This window comes from Mumia flava (assembly GCF_002797495.1).
Taxonomy (GTDB): domain Bacteria; phylum Actinomycetota; class Actinomycetes; order Propionibacteriales; family Nocardioidaceae; genus Mumia; species Mumia flava.
On the sequence record NZ_PGEZ01000001.1, the window covers coordinates 2333533 to 2355394 of the forward strand.

The 21862-nt window shown below is 71.6% G+C and carries 17 protein-coding genes; 12 read left to right on the forward strand and 5 right to left on the reverse strand.

The genetic code is table 11. The features are described from left to right. Positions 1–64: 64 nt before the first annotated feature. Positions 65–2104 carry an MDR family MFS transporter gene (locus CLV56_RS11070; RefSeq protein WP_100414820.1) on the reverse strand — a complete coding sequence of 680 codons (2040 nt, stop codon included), beginning with the start codon at positions 2102–2104 and terminating at the stop codon, positions 65–67. Positions 2105–2392: 288 nt separating this feature from the next. Here CLV56_RS11070 and dnaK point away from each other — a divergent pair, with 288 nt between their 5' ends. Genes dnaK through CLV56_RS11090 form a run of 4 tightly spaced genes read left to right on the forward strand, consistent with a single transcriptional unit; the run spans position 2393 to position 6468 of the window. Then, the gene (gene dnaK, locus CLV56_RS11075; protein WP_039341139.1) at positions 2393–4246 is read left to right on the forward strand and encodes a molecular chaperone DnaK; all 1854 of its coding nucleotides are present in this window, start codon (positions 2393–2395) and stop codon (positions 4244–4246) included. Next, the gene (gene grpE / locus CLV56_RS11080; RefSeq protein ID WP_100414821.1) at positions 4243–4887 is read left to right on the forward strand and encodes a nucleotide exchange factor GrpE; all 645 of its coding nucleotides are present in this window, start codon (positions 4243–4245) and stop codon (positions 4885–4887) included. Before dnaK ends, grpE begins: the two co-directional genes overlap by 4 nt. A 31-nt stretch (positions 4888–4918) precedes the next feature. Further along, complete coding sequence (gene dnaJ, locus CLV56_RS11085; protein WP_039341136.1) at positions 4919–6061, forward strand: molecular chaperone DnaJ; 1143 nt, start codon at positions 4919–4921, stop codon at positions 6059–6061. Continuing rightward, on the forward strand, positions 6061–6468 hold the full coding sequence (locus CLV56_RS11090) for a heat shock protein transcriptional repressor HspR (protein WP_100414822.1): 408 nt from the start codon (positions 6061–6063) through the stop codon (positions 6466–6468). The genes dnaJ and CLV56_RS11090 overlap by 1 nt, the downstream gene beginning before the upstream one ends. A 208-nt stretch (positions 6469–6676) precedes the next feature. Here the strand turns inward: CLV56_RS11090 and CLV56_RS11095 are convergent, their stop codons facing one another. Together CLV56_RS11095 and CLV56_RS11100 are read right to left on the reverse strand one after the other, a co-directional pair. Further along, positions 6677–7495 (reverse strand): cytochrome c biogenesis CcdA family protein, encoded by an 819-nt coding sequence (locus CLV56_RS11095; protein WP_039341132.1) that lies wholly within the window; start codon positions 7493–7495, stop codon positions 6677–6679. Between the two features lie 3 nt (positions 7496–7498). Then, complete coding sequence (locus CLV56_RS11100) at positions 7499–8083, reverse strand: redoxin domain-containing protein (RefSeq protein ID WP_100414823.1); 585 nt, start codon at positions 8081–8083, stop codon at positions 7499–7501. A 129-nt stretch (positions 8084–8212) separates the two neighbouring features. On the opposite strand from CLV56_RS11100, the gene CLV56_RS11105 reads away from it, so the two are divergent. The 5 genes from CLV56_RS11105 to CLV56_RS11125 all read left to right on the forward strand — a co-directional run bounded on the left by CLV56_RS11105 (position 8213) and on the right by CLV56_RS11125 (position 15402). Beyond that, the gene (locus CLV56_RS11105) at positions 8213–8920 is read left to right on the forward strand and encodes a gamma-glutamylcyclotransferase family protein (protein WP_100414824.1); all 708 of its coding nucleotides are present in this window, start codon (positions 8213–8215) and stop codon (positions 8918–8920) included. A 68-nt stretch (positions 8921–8988) separates the two neighbouring features. Continuing rightward, positions 8989–9420 carry a hypothetical protein gene (locus CLV56_RS11110; RefSeq protein ID WP_039341130.1) on the forward strand — a complete coding sequence of 144 codons (432 nt, stop codon included), beginning with the start codon at positions 8989–8991 and terminating at the stop codon, positions 9418–9420. A 112-nt stretch (positions 9421–9532) separates the two neighbouring features. Then, positions 9533–11356: an acyltransferase family protein gene (locus tag CLV56_RS11115; RefSeq protein WP_100414825.1), complete on the forward strand. Its 1824-nt coding sequence runs from the start codon at positions 9533–9535 to the stop codon at positions 11354–11356. Between the two features lie 96 nt (positions 11357–11452). Further along, positions 11453–14065: an ATP-dependent chaperone ClpB gene (gene clpB / locus CLV56_RS11120; RefSeq protein WP_039341127.1), complete on the forward strand. Its 2613-nt coding sequence runs from the start codon at positions 11453–11455 to the stop codon at positions 14063–14065. 83 nt (positions 14066–14148) lie between these two features. After that, entirely contained in the window at positions 14149–15402 is a 1254-nt protein-coding gene (locus CLV56_RS11125) for a hypothetical protein (protein ID WP_100414826.1), read from the forward strand. A gap of 89 nt (positions 15403–15491) precedes the next feature. Here CLV56_RS11125 and lpdA read toward each other — a convergent pair whose 3' ends face one another. Beyond that, entirely contained in the window at positions 15492–16904 is a 1413-nt protein-coding gene (gene lpdA / locus CLV56_RS11130) for a dihydrolipoyl dehydrogenase (RefSeq protein WP_039340034.1), read from the reverse strand. Positions 16905–17068: 164 nt separating this feature from the next. Here lpdA and CLV56_RS11135 point away from each other — a divergent pair, with 164 nt between their 5' ends. After that, positions 17069–18586: an NAD(P)/FAD-dependent oxidoreductase gene (locus tag CLV56_RS11135; RefSeq protein ID WP_211288044.1), complete on the forward strand. Its 1518-nt coding sequence runs from the start codon at positions 17069–17071 to the stop codon at positions 18584–18586. After that, entirely contained in the window at positions 18583–19131 is a 549-nt protein-coding gene (locus tag CLV56_RS11140) for a GNAT family N-acetyltransferase (protein ID WP_039340032.1), read from the forward strand. The genes CLV56_RS11135 and CLV56_RS11140 overlap by 4 nt, the downstream gene beginning before the upstream one ends. 15 nt (positions 19132–19146) lie before the next feature. On the opposite strand, the gene CLV56_RS11145 is transcribed toward CLV56_RS11140, so the two are convergent. Continuing rightward, entirely contained in the window at positions 19147–21072 is a 1926-nt protein-coding gene (locus tag CLV56_RS11145) for an acyl-CoA dehydrogenase family protein (RefSeq protein ID WP_039340030.1), read from the reverse strand. A gap of 170 nt (positions 21073–21242) precedes the next feature. On the opposite strand from CLV56_RS11145, the gene CLV56_RS11150 reads away from it, so the two are divergent. Further along, positions 21243–21824 carry a TetR/AcrR family transcriptional regulator gene (locus CLV56_RS11150; protein ID WP_039340028.1) on the forward strand — a complete coding sequence of 194 codons (582 nt, stop codon included), beginning with the start codon at positions 21243–21245 and terminating at the stop codon, positions 21822–21824. The last annotated feature ends 38 nt before the right edge of the window (positions 21825–21862 follow it).

The window sequence follows — 21862 nt, forward strand, 5'->3', positions numbered from 1 at the left end:
GCGCTCCGCGTCGACGAGCGGGTGGCTCAGTCGTGCGGTGGGCGAGGCGCGAGCGGGCGACCGGTCAGCGTTCGACCGAGCGGTCCTCCTGCGGCGGTCCGAGCACGGCCTTGTCGTCGGCGTACAGCCGCTCGGTGAGGTCGTCGATGATCTCCTCGATCTCCGGCTCCTCGTTGCCCGGCCAGTCCTCGAGGTACGCCTCGAGCCGCGCCCGTTCGTTCGCGCGCAGGGCCTCGGCAGCCGCGTCGCCGGCCGGGGTCGCGGTCACCGTGTCGCCGTCGATGGTGGCGAGGTGCCGTTGCGCCAGTCGCTCGGCGACGCGCCGTACGGTCTCCTCGCTCGCTCCGGACAGCTCGGACATGGTCGCGATCGACCGCGGCCCCTTCAGGGAGGCCCGCGTGACCATCCAGCACTCCTCGGGCGACAGGTCGAGCGCGAGCTCGCCGGCGAGCAGCGCGTAGACCCGCAACGGATCCTGCTTGCCGACCGCGCGCCACAGCAGCAGCCGCAGCTCCTCCAGCGAGCTCCGGTCCGACGGCAGCGCGAACGACTCGCCGGTCGACTGTCCGACGCCGGGACGGTCGTTGACCGTGCGCAGCCGCACCTCGGGCAGCAGCCAGGTGAGGGCGAACGCGAGGATCGCGACCGGGACGGCCCACAGGAACACGGTCTGGATCGCGTCGACGTAGCCGTTCAGGAACCAGTCGAGCACGTCCGGAGGACACTGGGCCAGGCCGTCGGTCGACTGCGTCAGCGTGTCCGGGCCGCAGGCGCCGGTCGCGTCGGCCGGCACGTCCCGCGTGAGTCCGGACGTCAGGGTGTGGGTGAGGATCGTGCCGAAGATCGCGACGCCGACGGAGCCGCCGATCGAGCGGAAGTACGTCGCGCCTGAGGTCGCCGTACCGAGGTCGCGGTACTCCACGGCGTTCTGCACGGCGAGCACGAGCACCTGCATCACCAGGCCCAGCCCGAAGCCGAGCACGAACATGAACAGCGACGACTCCCAGGTCGTGGTCTCGCGGTCCATCAGCGACAGCAGGAACAGGCCGCACGCGGTGACCGCGGTCCCGACGATCGGGAAGACCTTGTAGCGGCCGGTCCGGCTGATCAGCTGCCCGCTGCCGATCGAGGTGATCAGGAGCCCGGCCATCATCGGCAGCAGCTCGAGCCCGGACTCGGTCGGGGACGATCCCTTGATCGTCTGGAGGTACAGCGGCAGGAACGTGATCGCGCCGAACATCGCGAACCCGACGACGAACCCGACCATCGACGCGACGGTGAACACGCGGTTGGAGAAGAGCCGCAGCGGAAGGACCGGTTCGGCGGCCCGACGCTCGACCGGGACGAACGCGACCAGAGCGACGACGACGAGGGCGACCATCGCGTACACCGGAGGGGAGTTCCAGTCCCAGGTGCTGCCGCCGAGGCTCGTGACCAGCACGATGCCGGTCGAGATCGCGGCGAGCAGCAGGATGCCGAGGTAGTCGATCTTCGGCGTACGGCCGGTCGTGATCGACGGCAGAACGACCGTGACGACCACGAGCGCGACGGCACCGATCGGCAGGTTGATGTAGAAGACCCACTGCCAGGACAGGTTGTCGACGAAGAACCCGCCGAGCAGCGGGCCGATCACGCTCGCGAGCCCGAAGACGGCACCGAAGACGCCCTGGTACTTCCCGCGCTCCCGGGGCGGCACGATGTCGCCGATGATCGCCTGGGACAGCACCATCAGCCCGCCGCCGCCGACGCCCTGGAGTGCGCGCCAGGCGATCAGCTGCGTCATGTCCTGCGACGTGCCCGAGAGTGCGGAGCCGACGAGGAAGATGACGATGCAGATGATGAAGAGCGTCTTGCGCCCGTAGAGGTCGCCGAGCTTGCCCCACAGCATCGTCGTGATCGTGACGGCGAGCATGTACGCGGTGACGACCCACGACAGGTGCTCCGCGCCGCCGAGATCGGAGACGATCGTCGGCAGTGCGGTCGCCACGATGGTCTGGTCGAGCGCCGCGAGCAGCATGGCCAGCATGAGCCCGACGAAGATCGCGAGGATCCTGCGCTGCGGCAGCCGCTCGGACTCGGCCGGCTCCTCGGTCGGTGCGGTCATCGGTCCCCCTGACGTCGACCTGCGTGGGCTGCGCCACAGTCTGCCGAAGGTTGACCGCGGGCGCTGTGCTGGTCGAGGCCGAGCGAAGCGAGGATCGAGACCCTCGGGCTCTCGATCGGGCCTCGTTCCTCGGCCGGCCTCGAGCAGCGCCCATGAAGCGCTGGCGGCCTGCGGGAATGAATCGCCTCGCAGTAAAGTTGATACTGATCGACTCAACTGATTTGAATCTCTCCCGGCAGCCGGGGGAGACTGACCAGGCAACTGCATCACATCAACAGGAGGCAACTCATGGCCCGTGCGGTCGGAATCGATCTCGGGACGACGAACTCGGTCGTCGCCGTGCTGGAGGGTGGCGAGCCCACCGTCATCGCCAACGCCGAAGGGGCGCGTACGACTCCGTCCGTGGTCGCCTTCGCCAAGAACGGCGAGGTACTGACCGGCGAGGTCGCGAAGCGCCAGGGCGTCACCAACGTCGACCGGACGATCCGGTCCGTCAAGCGTCACATGGGCACCGACTGGAGCCAGTCGATCGACGACAAGCCGTTCACCCCGCAGCAGATCTCGGCGTTCGTCCTGCAGAAGCTGAAGCGCGACGCGGAGGCCTACCTCGGCGAGCCGGTGACCGACGCGGTCATCACCGTCCCGGCGTACTTCAACGACGCCCAGCGTCAGGCCACGAAGGAGGCGGGCGAGATCGCCGGCCTCAACGTCAGCCGGATCATCAACGAGCCGACCGCGGCCGCGCTCGCGTACGGCCTCGACAAGGGCGACGACCAGACCATCCTCGTCTTCGACCTCGGCGGCGGCACCTTCGACGTGTCCCTGCTCGAGATCGGCGACGGCGTCATCGAGGTCAAGGCGACCAGCGGTGACAACCACCTCGGCGGCGACGACTGGGACGACAAGGTCGTGGACTGGATCGTCACGAAGTTCAAGGCCGACACCGGCATCGACCTCACCAAGGACAAGATGGCGATGCCGCGGGTCCGTGAGGCCGCCGAGCGCGCCAAGATCGAGCTGTCGAGCTCGCAGTCGACCTCGATCAACCTCCCGTACATCACGGTCGACTCCGAGAAGAACCCGGTCTTCCTCGACCTCACGCTCAGCCGTGCGGAGTTCCAGAAGATCACCGCTGACCTGCTCGAGCGCACCCGCAAGCCGTTCCAGCACGTGATCTCCGACGCCGGCATCAAGGTCGCCGACATCGACCACGTCGTGCTCGTCGGCGGCTCCACCCGGATGCCCGCCGTGGCCGACCTGGTCCGCGAGCTGACCGGCGGCAAGGAGCCCAACAAGGGCGTGAACCCGGACGAGGTCGTCGCCGTCGGCGCGAGCCTGCAGGCGGGTGTCCTCAAGGGCGAGGTCAAGGACGTGCTGCTCCTCGACGTCACCCCGCTGAGCCTCGGCATCGAGACCAAGGGCGGCGTGATGACCAAGCTGATCGAGCGCAACACCACGATCCCGACCAAGCGCTCGGAGGTCTTCACCACGGCCGACGACAACCAGCCGTCCGTGGCGATCCAGGTCTACCAGGGCGAGCGCGAGATGGCGGCGCACAACCAGATGCTCGGCACGTTCGAGCTGACCGGCATCGCTCCGGCGCCGCGCGGCGTCCCGCAGATCGAGGTCACCTTCGACATCGACGCCAACGGCATCGTCAACGTCTCCGCCAAGGACCGGGGCACCGGCAAGGAGCAGTCGATGACGATCACCGGCGGGTCGGCCCTCTCGAAGGAGGACATCGACCGGATGGTCCGCGACGCGGAGCAGTACGCCGAGGAGGATCGCCTGGCCAAGGAGGCCGTGGAGGTCCGCAACCAGGGCGAGACCCTGGTGCACTCGACGGAGAAGTTCCTCGCCGAGAACGGCGACAAGGTCTCCGACGACGTGAAGGCCGAGGTCACCGCCGACGTCGAGTCGTTGAAGACGGCGCTCGCCGGCGAGGACAACGACGCCGTGAAGGCGGCGATCGCCAAGCTGGGCGAGTCGAGCCAGAAGATGGGCAGTGCCATCTACGAGGCGGCCGCGCAGGCCGACGCCGCGGCGGGCGCCGCCGGTGGGGCCGAGGGTGCCGAGGCCCCGTCGGACGACGACGACGTCGTGGACGCCGAGATCGTCGACGACGAGGGTGAGACCAAGTGACCGCTGAGAACCACCAGTCCGAGGAGGTGCCGGAGCAGGAAGCCCCTGCTCCGGCCCCCGAGGCCACGGCGGATGCCGCTGCCGGCGAGGGCGAGCCGGACCTGGCGCGTCAGCTCGCGGAGCGGACGGCGGACCTGCAGCGGCTCCAGGCCGAGTACGTGAACTACCGGCGACGCGTCGAGCGCGACCGCGAGGCCCAGCGCGTGAATGCGCAGGCCTCCGTGCTCAGCTCGTTGCTGCCGGTGCTCGACGACATCGGTCGGGCCCGTCACCACGGCGAGCTCGAGGGCGGCTTCAAGGCCGTCGCCGACTCGCTGGTGCAGGCCACGTCGTCGCACGGCCTCGAGTCGTTCGGTGCCGAGGGCGACGCGTTCGACCCGATGGTCCACGAGGCGCTGATGCACCGCTACGCCGACGGTGACGACGATCGGCCGTCGGGACCGACGGTCGAGCACGTCATCCAGGTCGGCTACCGGATCGGCGAGAAGGTGCTCCGACCCGCACGGGTCTCGGTCGTGGAGCCGGACGAGTCGACGGCGCCGCCCGAGGTGCCGACAGGCACGGCCGGGGACGTGGCGCCGGAGGCGGAAGGCGCGGCCGAGGGCGCGTCGCAGGACACCGGTCGCACCGACGGGGAATGATTCACCACGACGTACGTGAGGAGGTGGTCCCGTGAACAGTGAGTGGTTCGAGAAGGACTTCTACCAGACCCTCGGGGTGTCCAAGGACGCCTCGGCGGCCGAGATCAAGAAGGCCTACCGCAAGCTCGCCCGGGACCACCACCCCGACGCGAAGCCGGGGGACAAGGCGGCCGAGGAGAAGTTCAAGGAGATCTCCGAGGCGTACGGCGTGCTGTCCAACGCCGACAAGCGCAAGGAGTACGACGAGCAGCGTGCGATGTTCGCCTCCGGCGGGTTCCGGCCTGCCGGGGCGGGCGGTGGCGGGTTCGGCGACTTCGGCACGACCACGTCCGGTGGCGGGTTCGACTTCTCCGACCTGCTCGGCGGCATGTTCGGCGGCGGGGGAGCCGGCACCCGGACTCGTACGGCCCGTGCTCGGCGCGGCGCCGACGTCGAGTCGGAGGCGACCCTCTCGTTCGCCGACGCGATCGGCGGCGTCACCGTGGCGCTGCGGACCACCAGCGACGAGGCGTGCCCGTCCTGTCACGGCACGGGCGCACGCGCGGGGACGGTTCCGAGGGTCTGCCCGCACTGCGAGGGCTCGGGCATGCAGACGAGCGCCTCGGGCGGGCTGTTCGCCACGATGGAGCCGTGCGACGAGTGCCGCGGACGTGGTCTCGTCGTCGACGACCCGTGCCCGACGTGCTTCGGCTCCGGCCGCGCAGCGTCGACGCACACGATGCAGGTCCGGATCCCCGCCGGGGTGAAGGACGGGCAGCGCATCCGGCTCAAGGGCAAGGGCGCGAAGGGCGAGAACGGCGGCCCCGCCGGCGATCTGTACGTCACCGTGCACGTGGAGCCGCACACGTTGTTCGGCCGCAAGGGCGACAACCTGACCGTCACGGTCCCGGTCACCTTCGACGAGGCGGCGCTGGGCGCGGAGATCTCGGTGCCGACCCTGGGCGGCGCTCCGGTGCGGCTGAAGGTGCCCGCCGGGACGCCGAACGGCCGGACCTTCCGGGCGCGGGGCAAGGGTGCTCCGCGCAAGGACGGGACGAAGGCCGACCTGCTCGTGACGGTCGACGTGCAGGTGCCGAGCGAGCTCGACGACGCCACGCGCGCGGCCGTGGAGGCGTACCGTGAGGCCCGCGACGGCACGGATCCCCGGGCCGCGCTGTTCGCCGGAGGTGCGTGATGCCCAGGAGCGTCGGCGATTTCACGCCGCCCGGACCGGAGGCGAAGGTCTTCGTGATCAGCATCGCCGCGGAGCTGTCCGGTCTGCATCCGCAGACGCTGCGGACGTACGACCGGCTGGGCATCGTGAGCCCGGCGCGCACCGGCGGCGGTGGCCGTCGTTACTCGCTTCGGGACATCGAGCTGCTCCGTGAGGTGGCGCAGCTGACCGCGGAGGGACTCGGCCTCGAGGGGGTGCGGCGCGTGCTCGACCTGGAGAACCAGGTGCTCGCGCTGCGCTCCCGGGTCGCCGAGCTCGAGGCCGAGCTGGCGGCCCGCGAGGCCGAGGTCCCGCCCGTGGCCCGGAACCTGCCGGTGCGGTTCGCGGACATGCAGGGGTTCGTCGTGCGGAGCACACGTCGGCGCTAGTCCGTCGGACGCGTCGGCGTTGCCGCCGGGCGTGGTGCCGCAACCCAGGCAGCAGGACCGGCGGCGCGTGTCTCTCGACATCTCCGTGTCGCAGACGCGGCATCTCGACATGGCGGTGGCCAGAGCAACGCTCCTGGGTCGAGCTGGTTGCCCAGCCCTGGAACCTCCGGATCGCGGGTGGGTCACCGCACGGCCCGACCGGAGGGAATCAAGCTCGCCTGCGCCGTGTGCGGACCACGACGAGCGTGCCCGCCACCAGCAGTGCCAGCGCGACGGCGAACGGCCACACGCCGGCGTCGTCGATCCAGCCGCTGATCGCGCCCTGGATCGACGTGGCCGCGCCGACGACGGGATCGTCGGCGCTCCCGCCGTCGTACACCCGCAGCTCGTAGATCCCGTAGTACGCGACGTACGCGCCGGCGAGGACGAGCAGCGCTCCGCTGGCCCGCGAGACGTACGGCAGGACGCGGCGCAGTCGGGTGACCAACCCGTCCCGCGCGAGCACGACCGCGACGGACAGCACCCCGACCACGATCCCCATCCCGGCTGCGTAGGCGACGAAGGTCGCGACGCTGCTCGCGAACGTCCCGTGGCTCGTCGCGATCCCGGTGACGGCGAGGAACGGGCCGACGGTGCACGACAACGACGCCACCGCGTACGAGACGCCGTAGCCGTAGAGCGCGACGAACGACAACGTGCCGGCGCCGGCTCCGATCCGGGGGACGCGGACCAGCAGCTCACGACCGGTGAGCAGCCAGATCCCGAGGCCGACGAGCACGATGCCGATCACGACGGTCGCCCACGGCAGGTACTGCTGGAGCGGGACCGCCACCAGGGTCAGCGCGAGCCCGAACGCGCCGAACACGGTCACGAACCCGGCCGTCATCGCGGTCGTCAGCCGCAGTGCGCGCCACGGCCCGCCCGTCCCGGCGAGCAGCAGGCCGAGGTAGCTCGGGAGCAGCGCGAACCCGCAGGGGTTGAACGCCGCGAGGCTCCCGGCGGCCAGCGCGAGCGCGATCTCGTCCACGGGCTACGCGGCGTCGTCGACGAGGGCGGCGATGTCCTCGGCGCTCAGCGGTCCGGACTCCGAGACGGTGGTCCCGTCGGGGGACACGACGACGTACGTCGACTGCGTGGTCACCCCGAAGTGCCGGTAGAGGTCGCCGTCGCGGTCGTCCAGGTGCGTGATCGCGTCGGTGCCGGTGCGGTCGACGAACGACGCCATCGCGTCGGCATCCCGGTCGAGCCCGGCGACGCCGACGATCGCGGCGTCGTCACCGAGGGCGTCGGCTGCTTCGGCGACCGCCGGCCCCTCGCCCTGGCAGGTCGGGCACCACGGCGCCCAGAACCAGAACACCACCGGCGTCCCGGCGTAGGTGGTGCCGTCGACCGCCTCGCCGTCGAGGCTCGTGGCCTCGAAGCGCAGCACCGTCGGCGCCTGGACGGGCTCGTCCTCGGGTGCGGCCTCGGTCGCCGCGGTGTCCGCCGTGCCGGTCGCCGGTGCCGTCGTGGTCGTCGACTCCGTCGCGGACGGACCCGACCCGTCGTCGGTCGTCGTGCCGCAGGCCGACAGGGCGAGCGCCGTCAGCGCTGCGATCGGGATCAGGCGGTGCATGGGTCCAGGCTACGGAGGTTTCGCCCGCTGGACGGTGACGATCCGGTGACGTCCGCCCCGGTATCCTGGGCGACTGGCGCTCAGGCGAGCGACCACCGACGACACGACCGACGACGTGAAGGACTGGCGATGAGCACCCCGAGGCCCGCCTCGGACTGGCCCGAGGACCCGTACCCGGGACGCTGGCCCGACCACTCCTACGTCGTGGGCGAGGACGGTGTCGTCCACGCCGTCGAGGTCGACGCCGCGACCCCGTCGGGCTGGGCGGTGCGTTCTGGTCCCGTCCCCGTCTGTCTCGACGCGTGGCTGCGCGAGCGCGGCCTGCAGGGCCTCGCCGGCCGTACGGCCGTGCTGAGCTTCGGCTCGAACCGCTGCCCCTCGAAGCTGCTCCGTCAGGGCGGCCCCTGGGTCAACCTGGCCTGCGAGACCTCTGGGCTCGCGGCGGTCTGGAGCCACGGCACCCGCGCGTACGACGAGCAGGTCGTCGCGACCCTGGTGGGGGCACAGGACCACGCGGCCCCGTTCTTCGTCTCGCTCTGCACCGACGAGGAGCTCGCCCTGCTGGACGTGGTCGAGGGTCGGGGCACCGGCTACGACCTCGTTCCGATCGACCCGGCGCAGGTCGTGCTGGCCGACGGCTCGTCCCCCGACGCCGTCAGTGCGTACGTGGGGTTGCGGCCGCACCGCTGGCCCGTCGCCGGCGCGGACGGGCATCCGGTCCTGCTCGACGCGATGGACCAGGACGAGATCACCCGGTGGCGCGAGGGCGAGCGGTTGCACTGGGAGCCGGTGGCCGGTTCTCCGTACCTGCCCCTCACAGCCGACGCGTTCGTCTGAGCCGAGGGGCGTGCGGGCCCTCGGGGTGGCGTCCGCGATCGACCGTACGACCGTGTTCTGATGAGGCCATGCGAGCACGGCGTTCGGGGTTCGGGGTCCTCGTCGGGGCCGGCGTGCTGCTGCTCGCCGGCTGCGCCGGTGACGGAGCTGCCTCCGCCGACCCCAGCGCGGATCCCTCCGACGCGCCGACGAGCCAGCCGGCGGACTCGGAGCCGAGGCGCCACGTCGACGCGGCGGCCGACCTGGAGTCCTTCGACTGCGTCCCGGTCGGGGACGGCACGCGGTGGCGGGCGGCCGGCGTGCTGGTGAACAGCGCCGACAAGGCCGACTTCCGGGTCACGGTGCTGGTGGCCCCGCCCGGAGCGACCGGCGTCAAGGCGCGGCGCGTGGTGATCCCGAAGGTCGCGACGGGGGTGGAGACGCCGTTCGAGATCGCTGCGATCCCCGTGAACGGCTCCGACGCCCTGACCTGCCGGGTGCAGGTCACGCGGCTCCGCTGAGGCCCTTCCGCACACCTCGCCCACGCGGGCGGGATGCTGGGTCGCCCCGGGTACGATCGAGCGCGCCCGCGGTCCCCCGCCGCCCGGCCGGCTCGTTCTCGGAGGATCCCCCATGTCGTTCGGACGCCCCACGGCGCCCGGGCTCGACGGCGTGCGCGCTGTCGCCGTCCTGCTCGTCGTCGCCTACCACGTGGCGCCGGCCGCCCTGCCCGGTGGATACGCCGGCGTGGATGTCTTCTTCGTGCTGTCCGGCTTCCTCATCACGACCCTGCTCCTCGCCGAGGCGCAGCGCGAGGGGCGGGTCGACCTGCCGGGGTTCTGGGTTCGGCGGCTCCGGCGCCTGGTCCCGGCCGCGGCGACGTTGGTCATCGCCGTCGCGGCGCTGACGGTGCTCGTCGGACGCGACACGGGCGCGGGTCTGAAGCGTCAGGTGCTCGGCGGGGTGACCTGGACGAGCAACTGGCTCCAGGTCGCCGACGGGTGGGCGTACGCGGACGCCGGCGAGCCACCGATCCTCAACCACCTCTGGTCCCTGGCGATCGAGGAGCAGTACTACCTGCTCTGGCCGGTCGTGCTCGTGCTGATGCTGCGGGTGCTGCGCCGCCGGGGAGCGGCCGTGCTCGCGCTGGTGCTCGGTGGCGCCTCCGCGGTCGCGATGGCGTGGACGTTCGCACCGGACGCGCCCACCCGCGCGTACATGGGGACGGACACGCACGTCTTCGGGCTGCTGCTGGGCTCCGCGCTCGCGCTGAGCGGCGCAGCGAACCTCCTGAACGGCGCTGCTCCGGCGGCGCGCCCGGGCCGCTGGCTCACGTGGGTGGGCGCCGGCGGCCTCGTGCTGGTCGCCGGGTACACGGTGCTGGTGCCGTGGACGTCGCCGGTCGCGTACCGCGGCGGCCTGCTGCTCGTGTCGGTCGCCGTCTGCGGTGTCGTCCTGGCGGCCGCGAACCGGACGCCGCTGGCGCGGGCCCTCGCCGTCGCGCCGCTGCGATGGGTGGGTCAGCGCTCGTACGGGATCTATCTCTGGCACTGGCCGCTCGTGGTCGCGGCCGTCCGGATCGCCCCGCCCGAGCGGGCGCTCGCCGCCGGGCTGGTCGCGGTGGCGGCCGCGGTCGCCGTCGCCGACGTGTCGTACCGGCTGGTCGAGCTGCCGATGCGGCGCGACGGGATCGGCGCCACGCTGCGTGGCTGGGCGGCCGCGGTACGCCGCCCGTCGCCGGGTCCTGCGTGGTCGCGGGGCGTGCGAGCTGCGACCGCCGTCGGAGTCGGCGCGGTCGTCGTCACGGCCTCGGTAGGCGTCACCCGGGCGCCCGAGCGCAGTGGGCTCGAGGCGTCGCTGGCGCGGGGCGAGGCGGCCTTGGCCGGGATGACCACCCAGCCCGGGTCGAGCGACGGGTCCCGCGGTGCCGGGTCGCGGGCGAGCCGTGCGGGCGCGCGTCCGGCGACCTGCCGCACGGTCGGTCGGCAGGTCCCCGTGAGTGCGTTCGGCGACTCGGTGCTGATCGCGGCGGCCCCCGCGCTGGCCGAGGTGATGCCCCGCACGTCCGCGCGGGCGAAGGTGGGGTGGCAGTACGCCGACGTCGCCGGGGCGGTCCGGAGCGCGGCACGAGAGGGGAATCTGGGGCGGGTGGTCGTGATCGGGACCGGCACGAACGGTCTGATCGACACGGCCGACCTGGACCGGCTGGTGCGCAGGACCCTGGCTGGTCGCACGGTCGTGCTGATGACCCCGTACGTCCCCGGTCGGTCGTGGCAGCGCGGCGCGCTGGCGTCCGTACGAACGGTCGCGCGGCGGAACGCCCGGGTGGTGCTCGCTCCGTGGCATGCGGCCGTCGCCGGCCGGGACGCGCTGCTGTCGGCGGACCGCGTGCATCCGAACGAGCGAGGGGCGAGGCTGTACGTGCGGACGCTGCGGGAGTCGCTCGGCGGCTGCTGAGCGGGCTGTGCAAGAATTCTCGGGTTGAGCGGAATCGGCTCAACTTTCTGTGCGTTGTACTCATCAACTGATGTTTCGCTGACCACAGGGGAGAACATGGACGCTTCGAAGCTCACGACCCGCAGCCAGCAGGCCGTCGCGGCTGCGATCCAGCACGCCGCGGCTGCGGGCAACCCGGCCGTCGACCCGGTGCATCTGCTCGACGCGCTGCTCGACGCCGAGGGCGGGACGGCCGTCCCGCTGCTCCAGGCGGTCGGGGCGGACCCGGCGACCGTGCGCGCCCGCACGAAGGAGGCGCTCGGCACGCTGCCGTCGGCAGCCGGCCAGGCCGTCGCGTCGCCTGGCTACGCGCGAGGCACGCTGGAGGTGCTCCAACGTGCGCAGGACCTCGCGGACGAGCTGGGCGACGAGTTCGTCTCCACCGAGCACCTGATGGTCGGGCTGGCGGTGGTGGACTCGAAGGCCAAGGAGGTCCTCGGCGGCGTCGGCGCGACCGCCGACGCGCTCCAGGATGCGTTCCGGAGCGTGCGAGGGTCGGGCCGTGTGACCAGCCAGGACGCCGAGGACACGTACCAGGCGCTGGAGAAGTACGGCGTGGACCTGACGGCGTCGGCCCGCGAGGGCAAGCTGGACCCGGTGATCGGTCGTGACGCGGAGATCCGCCGGACCGTGCAGGTGCTGACCCGCCGGACGAAGAACAACCCGGTCCTGATCGGCGAGCCCGGCGTCGGCAAGACCGCCGTCGTCGAGGGGCTCGCGCAGCGCATCGTCGCCGGTGACGTCCCGACGTCGCTGCAGGGTCGCCGACTGATCGCGCTGGACCTCGGCGCGATGGTCGCGGGCGCGAAGTACCGCGGTGAGTTCGAGGAACGGCTCAAGGCCGTCCTCAACGAGATCAAGGAGTCCGACGGCCAGATCATCACGTTCATCGACGAGCTCCACACCGTGGTCGGTGCGGGCGCAACCGGTGACAGCGCCATGGACGCGGGCAACATGCTGAAGCCGATGCTGGCCCGCGGCGAGCTGCGGATGGTCGGCGCGACGACGCTGGACGAGTATCGCGAGAACATCGAGAAGGACCCGGCGCTCGAGCGGCGCTTCCAGCAGGTGCTGGTCGACGAGCCGAGCGTCGAGGACACGATCGCGATCCTGCGCGGGCTCAAGGAGACCTACGAGGCGCACCACAAGGTGGAGATCGCCGACGCAGCGCTGGTCGCGGCCGCGTCGCTGTCCGACCGCTACATCACCGGACGTCAGCTGCCGGACAAGGCGATCGACCTCGTGGACGAGGCGAGCAGCCGCCTGCGGATGGAGATCGACTCCAACCCGGTCGAGATCGACACGCTGCGGCGCTCGGTCGACCGGATGAAGATGGAGGAGCTCCACCTGTCGAAGGAGACCGACGAGGCGTCGGCGGAGCGGCTGGCGAAGCTGCGGGCCGAGCTCGCCGACGACGAGGAGCACCTGCGGGCGCTCGAGGCCCGCTGGGAGCGCGAGCGCTCGGGCCTGAACGCCGTCGGAGAGATCAAGCAGAAGATCGACGAGCTGCGGCGCGAGGCCGAGCGGGCCCAGAACGCCGGCGACCTCGAGACCGCCGCCCGGCTGAACTACGCCGAGATCCCGACGCTGGAGAAGCAGCTCTCCTCCGCGGAGGCCGACGAGGCCGAGTCGTCGGAGGGCGAGGGCGCCGTCGAGAAGATGGTGAACGACGAGGTCGGCCCCGACGAGATCGCCGAGGTCGTCGCGTCGTGGACCGGCATCCCGACCGGCCGCCTGCTCGAGGGCGAGACCGGGAAGCTCCTGCGGATGGAGTCCGAGCTCGGCCACCGGCTGATCGGGCAGACGACAGCGGTCGCCGCCGTCTCCGACGCGGTCCGGCGCTCGCGTGCCGGGATCGCCGACCCGAACCGCCCCACCGGCTCGTTCCTCTTCCTCGGACCGACGGGTGTCGGCAAGACCGAGCTGGCGAAGGCACTCGCGGAGTTCCTCTTCGACGACGAGCGCGCGATGGTGCGGATCGACATGAGCGAGTACTCCGAGAAGCACTCGGTCTCGCGGCTCGTCGGGGCGCCTCCCGGCTACGTCGGCTACGACGAGGGCGGCCAGCTCACGGAGGCCGTCCGCCGGCGTCCGTACTCGGTGGTGCTGCTCGACGAGGTCGAGAAGGCCCACCCGGAGGTCTTCGACATCCTGCTCCAGGTGCTCGACGACGGTCGTCTCACCGACGGGCAGGGTCGTACGGTCGACTTCCGCAACGTGATCCTGATCCTCACCTCGAACCTCGGCTCGCTCTACCTCGCCGACCCGGCGCTGGACGACGAGACGAAGAACGCCAAGGTGATGGACGTGGTCCGGACGGCGTTCCGGCCGGAGTTCCTCAACCGGCTCGACGAGGTCGTGATGTTCGATCCGCTGTCGACCGACGACCTCGCGCACATCGTCGACCTGCAGGTCGCGGCCCTCGCGCAGCGGCTCGAGGCGCGGCGGATCCGCCTGACCGTCACCGACGCCGCTCGGACCTGGCTCGCCACGACCGGGTTCGACCCGACGTACGGCGCACGTCCGCTGCGGCGGCTCGTGCAGCAGGCGATCGGCGACACCCTGGCCCGCGAGCTGCTCGCCGGTGAGGTGCGCGACGGCGACGAGGTCGTCGTCGACGTCGACCCCGAGCGGGAAGGGCTCTCGGTCGCGGCAGCTCCGCGGACCTGACCCGAGGGCCGCAGGCAGGCCGTGCGGCGGAGCCGGATGCACCGCCGTACGGCCTGGCTTGCACGTCGTGATGGGATGGCCGCATGGCCGACGAGTCCACGCCACGTCCGTCCAAGGTGACGAGCGCCTGCCTGATGGCAGGAGCCGCCGCCGTGCTCGTCCTGATCCAGGTGGTCGCGACGCTGTCGGACTGGGGGTCGCTCGAGGTCAGGGAGCAGGTCGAGAGCGCGCTCGGCACCGCGCCCGTGGACGTCTCGGTGGAGGTCGCTCTGCGGTGGCTCCGCGTCGTTCTCATGGTCGCGGGTGCCCTGTCCGCCGCCGCGATCGTGCTCGCGATCTGGACGGCGAAGCGGCACCGCGGCGCTCGGATCGGCCTCACGGTGGTCGCGGCCCTGGAGACGCTGGCCTTCGCCGCGGCCGGCCTCGCCGGTCTGCTCCCGGCGCTGCTCGGCGTGCTCGTGATCGCGTTCCTGTGGAGCCGCGAGGCACGCGCGTGGTTCAGGCCCCCAGCCGCGGCGGCTGCAGGAGGCGCCGACCCGTTCGGTCAGACTCCGCCGTCGGCGCGCTCCACCGCGCCGCCCGCGACCCCCGGGCCCGATGCGTCCCGCCGGCCGTCACCGGCCGCTGCGCCGCGCGACCGGGTCGGCGTGGGGGTGCGACCCGCCGAGGAGGGCGAGGAGGTCCCACCCGCGTCGCCCCGGCCGTACGCCTCCGGTCCCGGGCAGGCGCTCCCGACCGCGCCCGAGCAACCCCCCACGCCGCAGCCTGCGCCGTACGGGCAGCAGCCGGGTCCGTACGGCCAGCAGCCCGCCGCGCAGCAGCCTGCGCCGTACGGGCAGCAGCCTGCGCCGTACGGGCAGCCCTACGGGCACGCGGCGCAGCCGCTGCGCCCGGTCGGGCGACCGCGCCCCCTCGTGGTCGCGGTGGCGATCGCTGCCGGGCTGTCTGCGCTGGTCGGCGGCGTCTTCGCGCTGAACGCCCTGGTCTACCTCGCGTCGCCGACGGAGTACGCGCGATTGATCGCCGAGCAGCCGATGATCGTCGAGGAGCGGATGCTCGAGCAGGTCTCGATGAGTGCGACGGAGTTCGCTCAGCTGCTGTTCTGGATGTCGCTGGCGCTGGGGACGCTCGCCCTGGCGGGCCTCGGGACCGCGCTGTGGACGCTGAGCGGACAACCGGTCGCGCGGATCGCGTTCACGGCGGTGACCGGCCTCGCGATCGTCGTCTCGGCGCTGGCCTTCCCGTTCGGTCTGGTGTTCGTCGCCGCCGAGGCCGCCTGTCTCGTGATGGTGTGGCGTCGCGAGGTCAGCGCGTGGTTCCGCTCACGCAGGCCCTGACCCGATCGCCCCGTCACACAAGACGATGCGGTTCGACCACCTGATGGTCGAACCGCATCGTCGTTCGTGCAGGAGGGTCGTCGGCGGGATCAGAGGTTGATCATGTGGCCCGCGATGCCGTGGACGACCTCCTGCACGGCCTCCGACAGGGTCGGGTGCGCGTGCACGTTGCGGGCGACCTCGTCGGCGGTGAGGTCCCAGCGCTGCGCGAGCGTGAGCTCGGCCAGCATCTCGGTGACCTCCGGGCCGACCATGTGGGCGCCCAGGAGCTCGTTGTAGGTGGCGTCGGCCACGAGCTTCACGAAGCCCACGGTGTCGGCGAGCCCGGGCGCCTTGCCGTTCGCGGAGAACGGGAACTTCGAGACCTTGACGTCGAAGCCCTTCTCCTTCGCCTGCTCCTCGGTGTAGCCGAACGAGGCGATCTGCGGGTGGCAGAATGTCGCGCGCGGCATCATCGCGTAGTCGAGCGGGAAGGTCTCGGCGCCACCGATGGTCTCCGACGCGACGATGCCCTGCGCCTCGGCGACGTGCGCGAGCATCAGCTTGCCGGTGACGTCGCCGATCGCGTAGATGCCGTCGACGTTGGTGCGCATGTAGTCGTCGATCTCGATCGCGCCGCGGCCGTCGAGCTTCACCCCGGCCTTGTCGAGCCCGAGGCCGTCGCTGCGCGGTGCGAAGCCGATCGCCTGGAGCACCTTGTCGGCCTCGAGCACCTCCTCCTGGGCGTCGCCGGAGTGGTTGCGCGTGACGGTGACCTTGACCTTGTCGCCGGAGTCGTCGATCGAGTCGACGCGGGTCGTCGTCAGGATGTCGATCCCGAGCTTCTTGTACGCCTTGGTGAGCTCCTTCGAGACCTCGGCGTCCTCGTTCGGGACGGCGCGGTCGAGGAACTCGACGATCGTGACCTTCGCGCCGTAGGAGCTCAGGACGTAGGCGAACTCGACGCCGATCGCGCCTGCCCCGGCGACGATCACCGACTCGGGGACGTTGTCGGAGAGGATCTGCTCCTCGTAGGTGACGACCCGCTCGGACAGGCTCGTGCCGGGGAGCAGCTTGGTGACCGACCCGGTGGCGATGATGCAGCTGCCGAAGGTGACGCGCTGGGAGCCGCCGTCGTTGAGCGCGACCTCGAGCTCCTTCTCGCCGACGAAGGCGCCGGTCCCGTGGATCTCGGTGATCTTGTTCTTCTTCATCAGGTAGTGCACGCCCTTGACCCGGCCCTCGGCCACGTCGCGGCTGCGCGAGTAGGCCTTCGAGTAGTCGAGCGACACCTCCCCGACGCTGATGCCGAACACCGACTCCGCCTCGTGGCTGATCGTGTGCGCCAGCTCGGCGTTGCGGAGCAGCGACTTGCTCGGGATGCAGCCGACGTTGAGGCAGACGCCGCCCCAGTACTTCGGCTCGATGACGGCCACGGACTGGCCCAGCTGGGCGGCGCGGACCGCGGCGACGTACCCACCCGGTCCCGCGCCGAGGACGACGACGTCGAAGTGTTCGGTCATACGTCAATCGTAGGGGCTCGCGCGAGAGGGGCCGCGTGCGCGTACGCAACTCGTCGGTAGCCCGGCGCCCGGCGTCCGACGCACTGGTGACGCACGTCACCGCGGACCCGTGCTCGCCTCGGCCACGTCGTCGCAACCGCCCGGCCCGGCGTACGGTGGAATCCATGTCCGATCCGCGAGTCATGCCGCACACGCGACCGCACGTCGTCGTCGTCGGTGGCGGTTTCGGCGGCCTCAACGCCGTCCGGAAGCTGAAGAGGGCCGACGTCGACATCACCCTGGTCGACCGGCACACCTACAACACCTTCCAGCCGCTGCTCTACCAGGTGGCGACCTCCACCCTCAATCCCGGCGACATCACGTGGTTCCTCCGCGCCGTCCATGCCGGCCAGGACAACGTGCGCTTCATCAAGGGCACGGTCGTCTCGATGGAGCACAGCACGAAGACCATCAACCTCGACGGCGGCCTCGCGCTCAGCTACGACTACCTGATCATCGCCTCGGGTGTGACGGCGAACTTCTTCGGCATCCCCGGCGCCGAGGAGTACACCCTCCCGCTGTACCGCCGCTCGCAGGCGCTGGCGGCTCGCGACAAGATGTTCGCGATCCTGGAGGACGCCGAGATCAACGGCCAGAACCAGGACTTCCGGATGATCGTCGTCGGCGGCGGCCCGACCGGTGTCGAGACCGCCGGTGCTCTGGCCGAGCTCCGCAGCCACGACCTCCCGGTGACGTACCCCGAGATCGACATCGACCGCGTCCACATCACGCTGGTCGAGATGGCTCCGCACGTGCTGAGCCCGTTCAAGCCGAAGCTGCGCGACTACACCCGCCGGGCGCTGGAGAAGCGCGGCGTCGACCTGCGCCTGGAGACCTCGGTGAAGGAGGTCAAGCCGGACGGCGTCGTCGTGAACGACGGGGACTTCATCCCGGCCGACATGGTGATCTGGGCCTCGGGCATCACGACCCACCCGGTGCTCGAGCACTGGAACGTCCCCCTCGGTCGCGGCCGCCGGATCATGATCGACGACCACCTGCGGGTGCAGGGTCTCGACGGTGTCTACGCGATCGGTGACGTCGCCGTCGAGGACGGCGAGCGTGCGCTGCCGCAGCTCGCGCAGCCGGCGATGCAGGGTGGCAAGTACGTCGCCCAGGACATCAAGGCGCGGCTGGCGGGCAAGGAGATCAAGGAGTTCCGCTACCGCGACAAGGGCACGATGGCGACGATCGGTCGGGCCTCGGCGGTCGCGGAGGCCAAGGGCCTGCCGCTGCTGACCGGCTTCATCGCGTGGGTGATCTGGACCGTCGTGCACCTCTACTTCCTGCTCGGCGGGCGCAACCGTCTGGCGACGATGATCAACCTCGGCGCCCGCTACCTGTTCTGGGGTCACAACCACAATGCGATCGTCGGCGAGACGCCAGCGGTGATCGCACGCCACGCACCGGCGCGGGCGACGCTCAGCGCACCGCAGGTGACGCCTGCGCAGGCGCCGGCGGCGGCGGACCTGGCGGAGGACCCGGAGCCGGGCGAAGGGGTGACGGGTCTGGCCGCTGCGCAGACCCCGGGCGCGACCGAGCTCGAGGTCGAGGAGACCGGGTCGAGCGAGGACGGCGAGTCCGCGGCGGCCGACGAGGAAGCGGCGTCCGAGGAAGCGGCGTCCGAGGAGAACGCGCAGCGATGACCGTGGCGCCGCTGCGCGTCGAGATCGAGCCGGGCATCGTGCTGCGCCCGCTCGCGCTCGACGACGCAGCCGCCCTCGCCGCGACCTACGCGCGGGAGCGGCCGTTCTTCGCACCGTACGAGCCGGAGCGCCCCGCGGACTGGGCCACCGAGCCTGCGCAGGCCGAGCGGATCGGCCTGGTCCTCGCCGAGGCCGAGGCCGGGCGCAGCGTGCCGAGCGTGATCGCTGCCGGGGCCGAGGTCATCGGCATGGTGAACCTCAACAACGTCGTCCGCGGTGCGCTGCAGGGCGCCGACCTGGGCTACTGGCTCGCGCAGAGCTGGAACGGCCGGGGCCTGATCACGCGGTCGGTCGAGTCGGTCTGCGCGTACGCGACCGCGCTCGGACTCCACCGGATCGCGGCCGGCACCCTGGTCGACAACCACCGGTCGGTCGCGGTCCTGCAGCGGGTGGGATTCCAGGAGATCGGGCTCGCCCCCGCGTACCTCAGGATCGCCGGGCGCTGGCAGGACCACCGGCTGTTCCAGCGGATCCTGCACGACTGAGCCCGTCCCGGGAGGTCAGCCGAGCATCTCCACGTCGAGCAGCGGGTCGGGGATGCCGAACGCGTCGACCAGATCGCCGAGGTACGGGCGCAGTCGGCGGCACTGCCGGTCGACGAGCCGGATCACGGCCTTGGCGCGGCCGACGGACAGCCGGCGGTGCTCGAGGAACCAGGCCCGGTCGTTCTCGATCACGCTCAACGCGTAGAGATCGGCGAGCGCGTCCAGGACGAAGCGCAGCTCGTCGTCGGACGGGTCGAGCTCGGCCACCTTCGTCACGAACGACTCGAGCACGAGACGCTCCACGTGCACCCGCCCGAGCCGTACGAGGTGGTCCTGTGCCGCGTTGAACGCAGCGAACGCGTCGACGCCCTCGGCCTTGCGGGCCTCCTGCATCCGGCGGGCGAGGGTCTCCAGCACGTGCTCCTCGCGGTCGACGAGCAGACTGAGCTGCGTCCCGCGGTCGAGCAGGTCCGGCTCGTCGCCCTCGCGCTTCGTGGCGTCGAGCAGCCCGCGCACGAACCCCGACATCGGGGTGCGCTCGAGCACGGTGTCGGCGGCGTTGGTCACGGCGAAGCGGATCATCCCGACGGGATCCAGCCCGCCGACCTCGTCGGCGTACCCGGTGAGGAGCTCCTTGCCGACGAGCTGGAGCAGGACGGTGTTGTCGCCCTCGAACGTGGTGAACACGTCGGTGTCGGCCTTGAGCGTGGTGAGACGGTTCGCGGCGAGGTAGCCGGCTCCGCCGCAGGCCTCGCGGCAGGTCTGGATGGTGGCCGACGCATCCCAGGACGCGACGGCCTTGAGCCCGGCAGCCTGTGCCTCCAGGGTGCGCTGCTCGCCCGGGTCGACGGGCTCGGCCCCGCCCTGGATCCGCGACAGCGTGCTGACCAGGTCGTTCTGGGCGCACTGGAGGGCGTACGCGCGGGCGACCGCGGGGAGCAGGCGGCGCTGATGGGTCAGGTAGTCGGCGATCGTCACCTCCTCGGCGTGGCCGGGGGCGTCGAACTGGCGGCGTGTGAGGGCGTACCGCCCGGCGATCGCGAGGGCCAGCCGGGACGCCGCACCGCTCGCGCCGGCGATGCTGACGCGGCCCCGGATCAGGGTGCCGAGCATGGTGAAGAACCGGCGGTTCGGGTTCTCGATCGGGGAGGAGTACGTCCCGTCCTGCGCGACCGAGGCGTACTGGTCGAGCAGGTTGTCCCGGGGGACCCGGACGTGGTCGAAGACGATCCGGCCGTTGTCGACGCCGTTCAGTCCGCCCTTGGGCCCGCAGTCGGAGGTGGTCACGCCGGGGAGGTCGTGCCCGTCGGAGTCACGGATCGGCACGAGCAGGCAGTGCACGCCGTGCGAGACCGGCTCCTCGCCCGGGCCTGCGGTGACGAGCTGCGCGAACACGGCGGCCATCCGGGCGTCGTGCGCGGCACCGCCGATGTAGTCCTTGCGGGCGCTCGGGGACGGGGAGTCGATCACGAACTCGGACGTCCCCGGGTCGTACGTCGCGGTCGTCTCGATGCTCTGGACGTCGCTGCCGTGCCCGGTCTCGGTCATCGCGAAGCAGCCGAGCAGGTCGCCCGCGATGATCTGCTCGAGGTACGCGTGGTGCCGCTCGGTGCCGAGGTTCTCCACCGCGCCGCCGAACAGCCCCCACTGCACACCGGCCTTGACCATGAGCGAGACGTCGGAGTAGACGAGCATCTCGAACCCGGTGATGCTCGCGCCGATGTCGCCGGTGCCTCCGTGGTCGCGGGAGAAGCCCGCGGCGGGCATGCCGGAGCCGGCCAGGGCCAGCAGGGCCTCGCGTGTCGCGGCGCGCTGCTCGTCGATGCTCAGCGCGGTGTCCGTGGTGCGCGGGTCCCGGGCGAGGTCGGCGCGCACCCGGTCGCGGATCGCGGCGTACGGGCCGTCGAGGAACCGGCGCAGGTCGGTGACGAGCTCACTCATGCTCCGACCGTACCGGCGGGTCGGCGCCCGGACCGGCGGCCGGGAGTGTGGTGCAGGGCACGTCGCCGAGCCCTCCCGGTTCGTGGATCCGCGACCTAGGCTGTGAACGAAACGGTTTCGTTTCGATAGCAGGCAACCCGATCGCGTCAGCGGCCAGAGGAGGAGGTCCGATGAGCAGGCTCACGCCCGAGCGCACGGTCGAGCTCTACCGGCACGTCCTGCGTCTGCTGACCGACGTCGGCTACGACAAGCTCACGATGGACGCCGTCGCCGAGCAGGCCCGCTCCAGCAAGGCCACCCTCTACCGCCAGTGGGGGAGCAAGGAGCGGCTCGTGGTGGAGGCGATCGGTGCGCTCGCGCCCGACCCGCCGACCATCCCCGACACCGGCTCGTTCCGCAGCGACTTCATCGAGCTGCAGGCCCGCACCGACGACGCGCTCGAGTCCGACGACCTGGCGCTGATCCCGGCGGTCCTGCACGCCTGCCGGACCAACGACTCGCTCGCGGTCTCGCTGCACGAGCACCTGGTCGCGGGTCGGGTCGAGACGCTGCGCGAGCTGATCGACCGGGCTGTCGCCCGAGGCGAGGTCGCCGCGGGCAACCCCGCGATCGACTTCTTCGCGATCTCGCTGATCGGCCCCGCGATGCTGCGCGAGGTCGTCGAGGGCGTCCCGTCCGACCCCGCGTACGTCCTGGCGTTCCTCGATGCCGTCCTGATCCCGGCCCTCGGCATCACCCGCCCCGAGAACTGACCCGACCCGCGCTGCGGCGCACCGAACCTGAGGAGAAG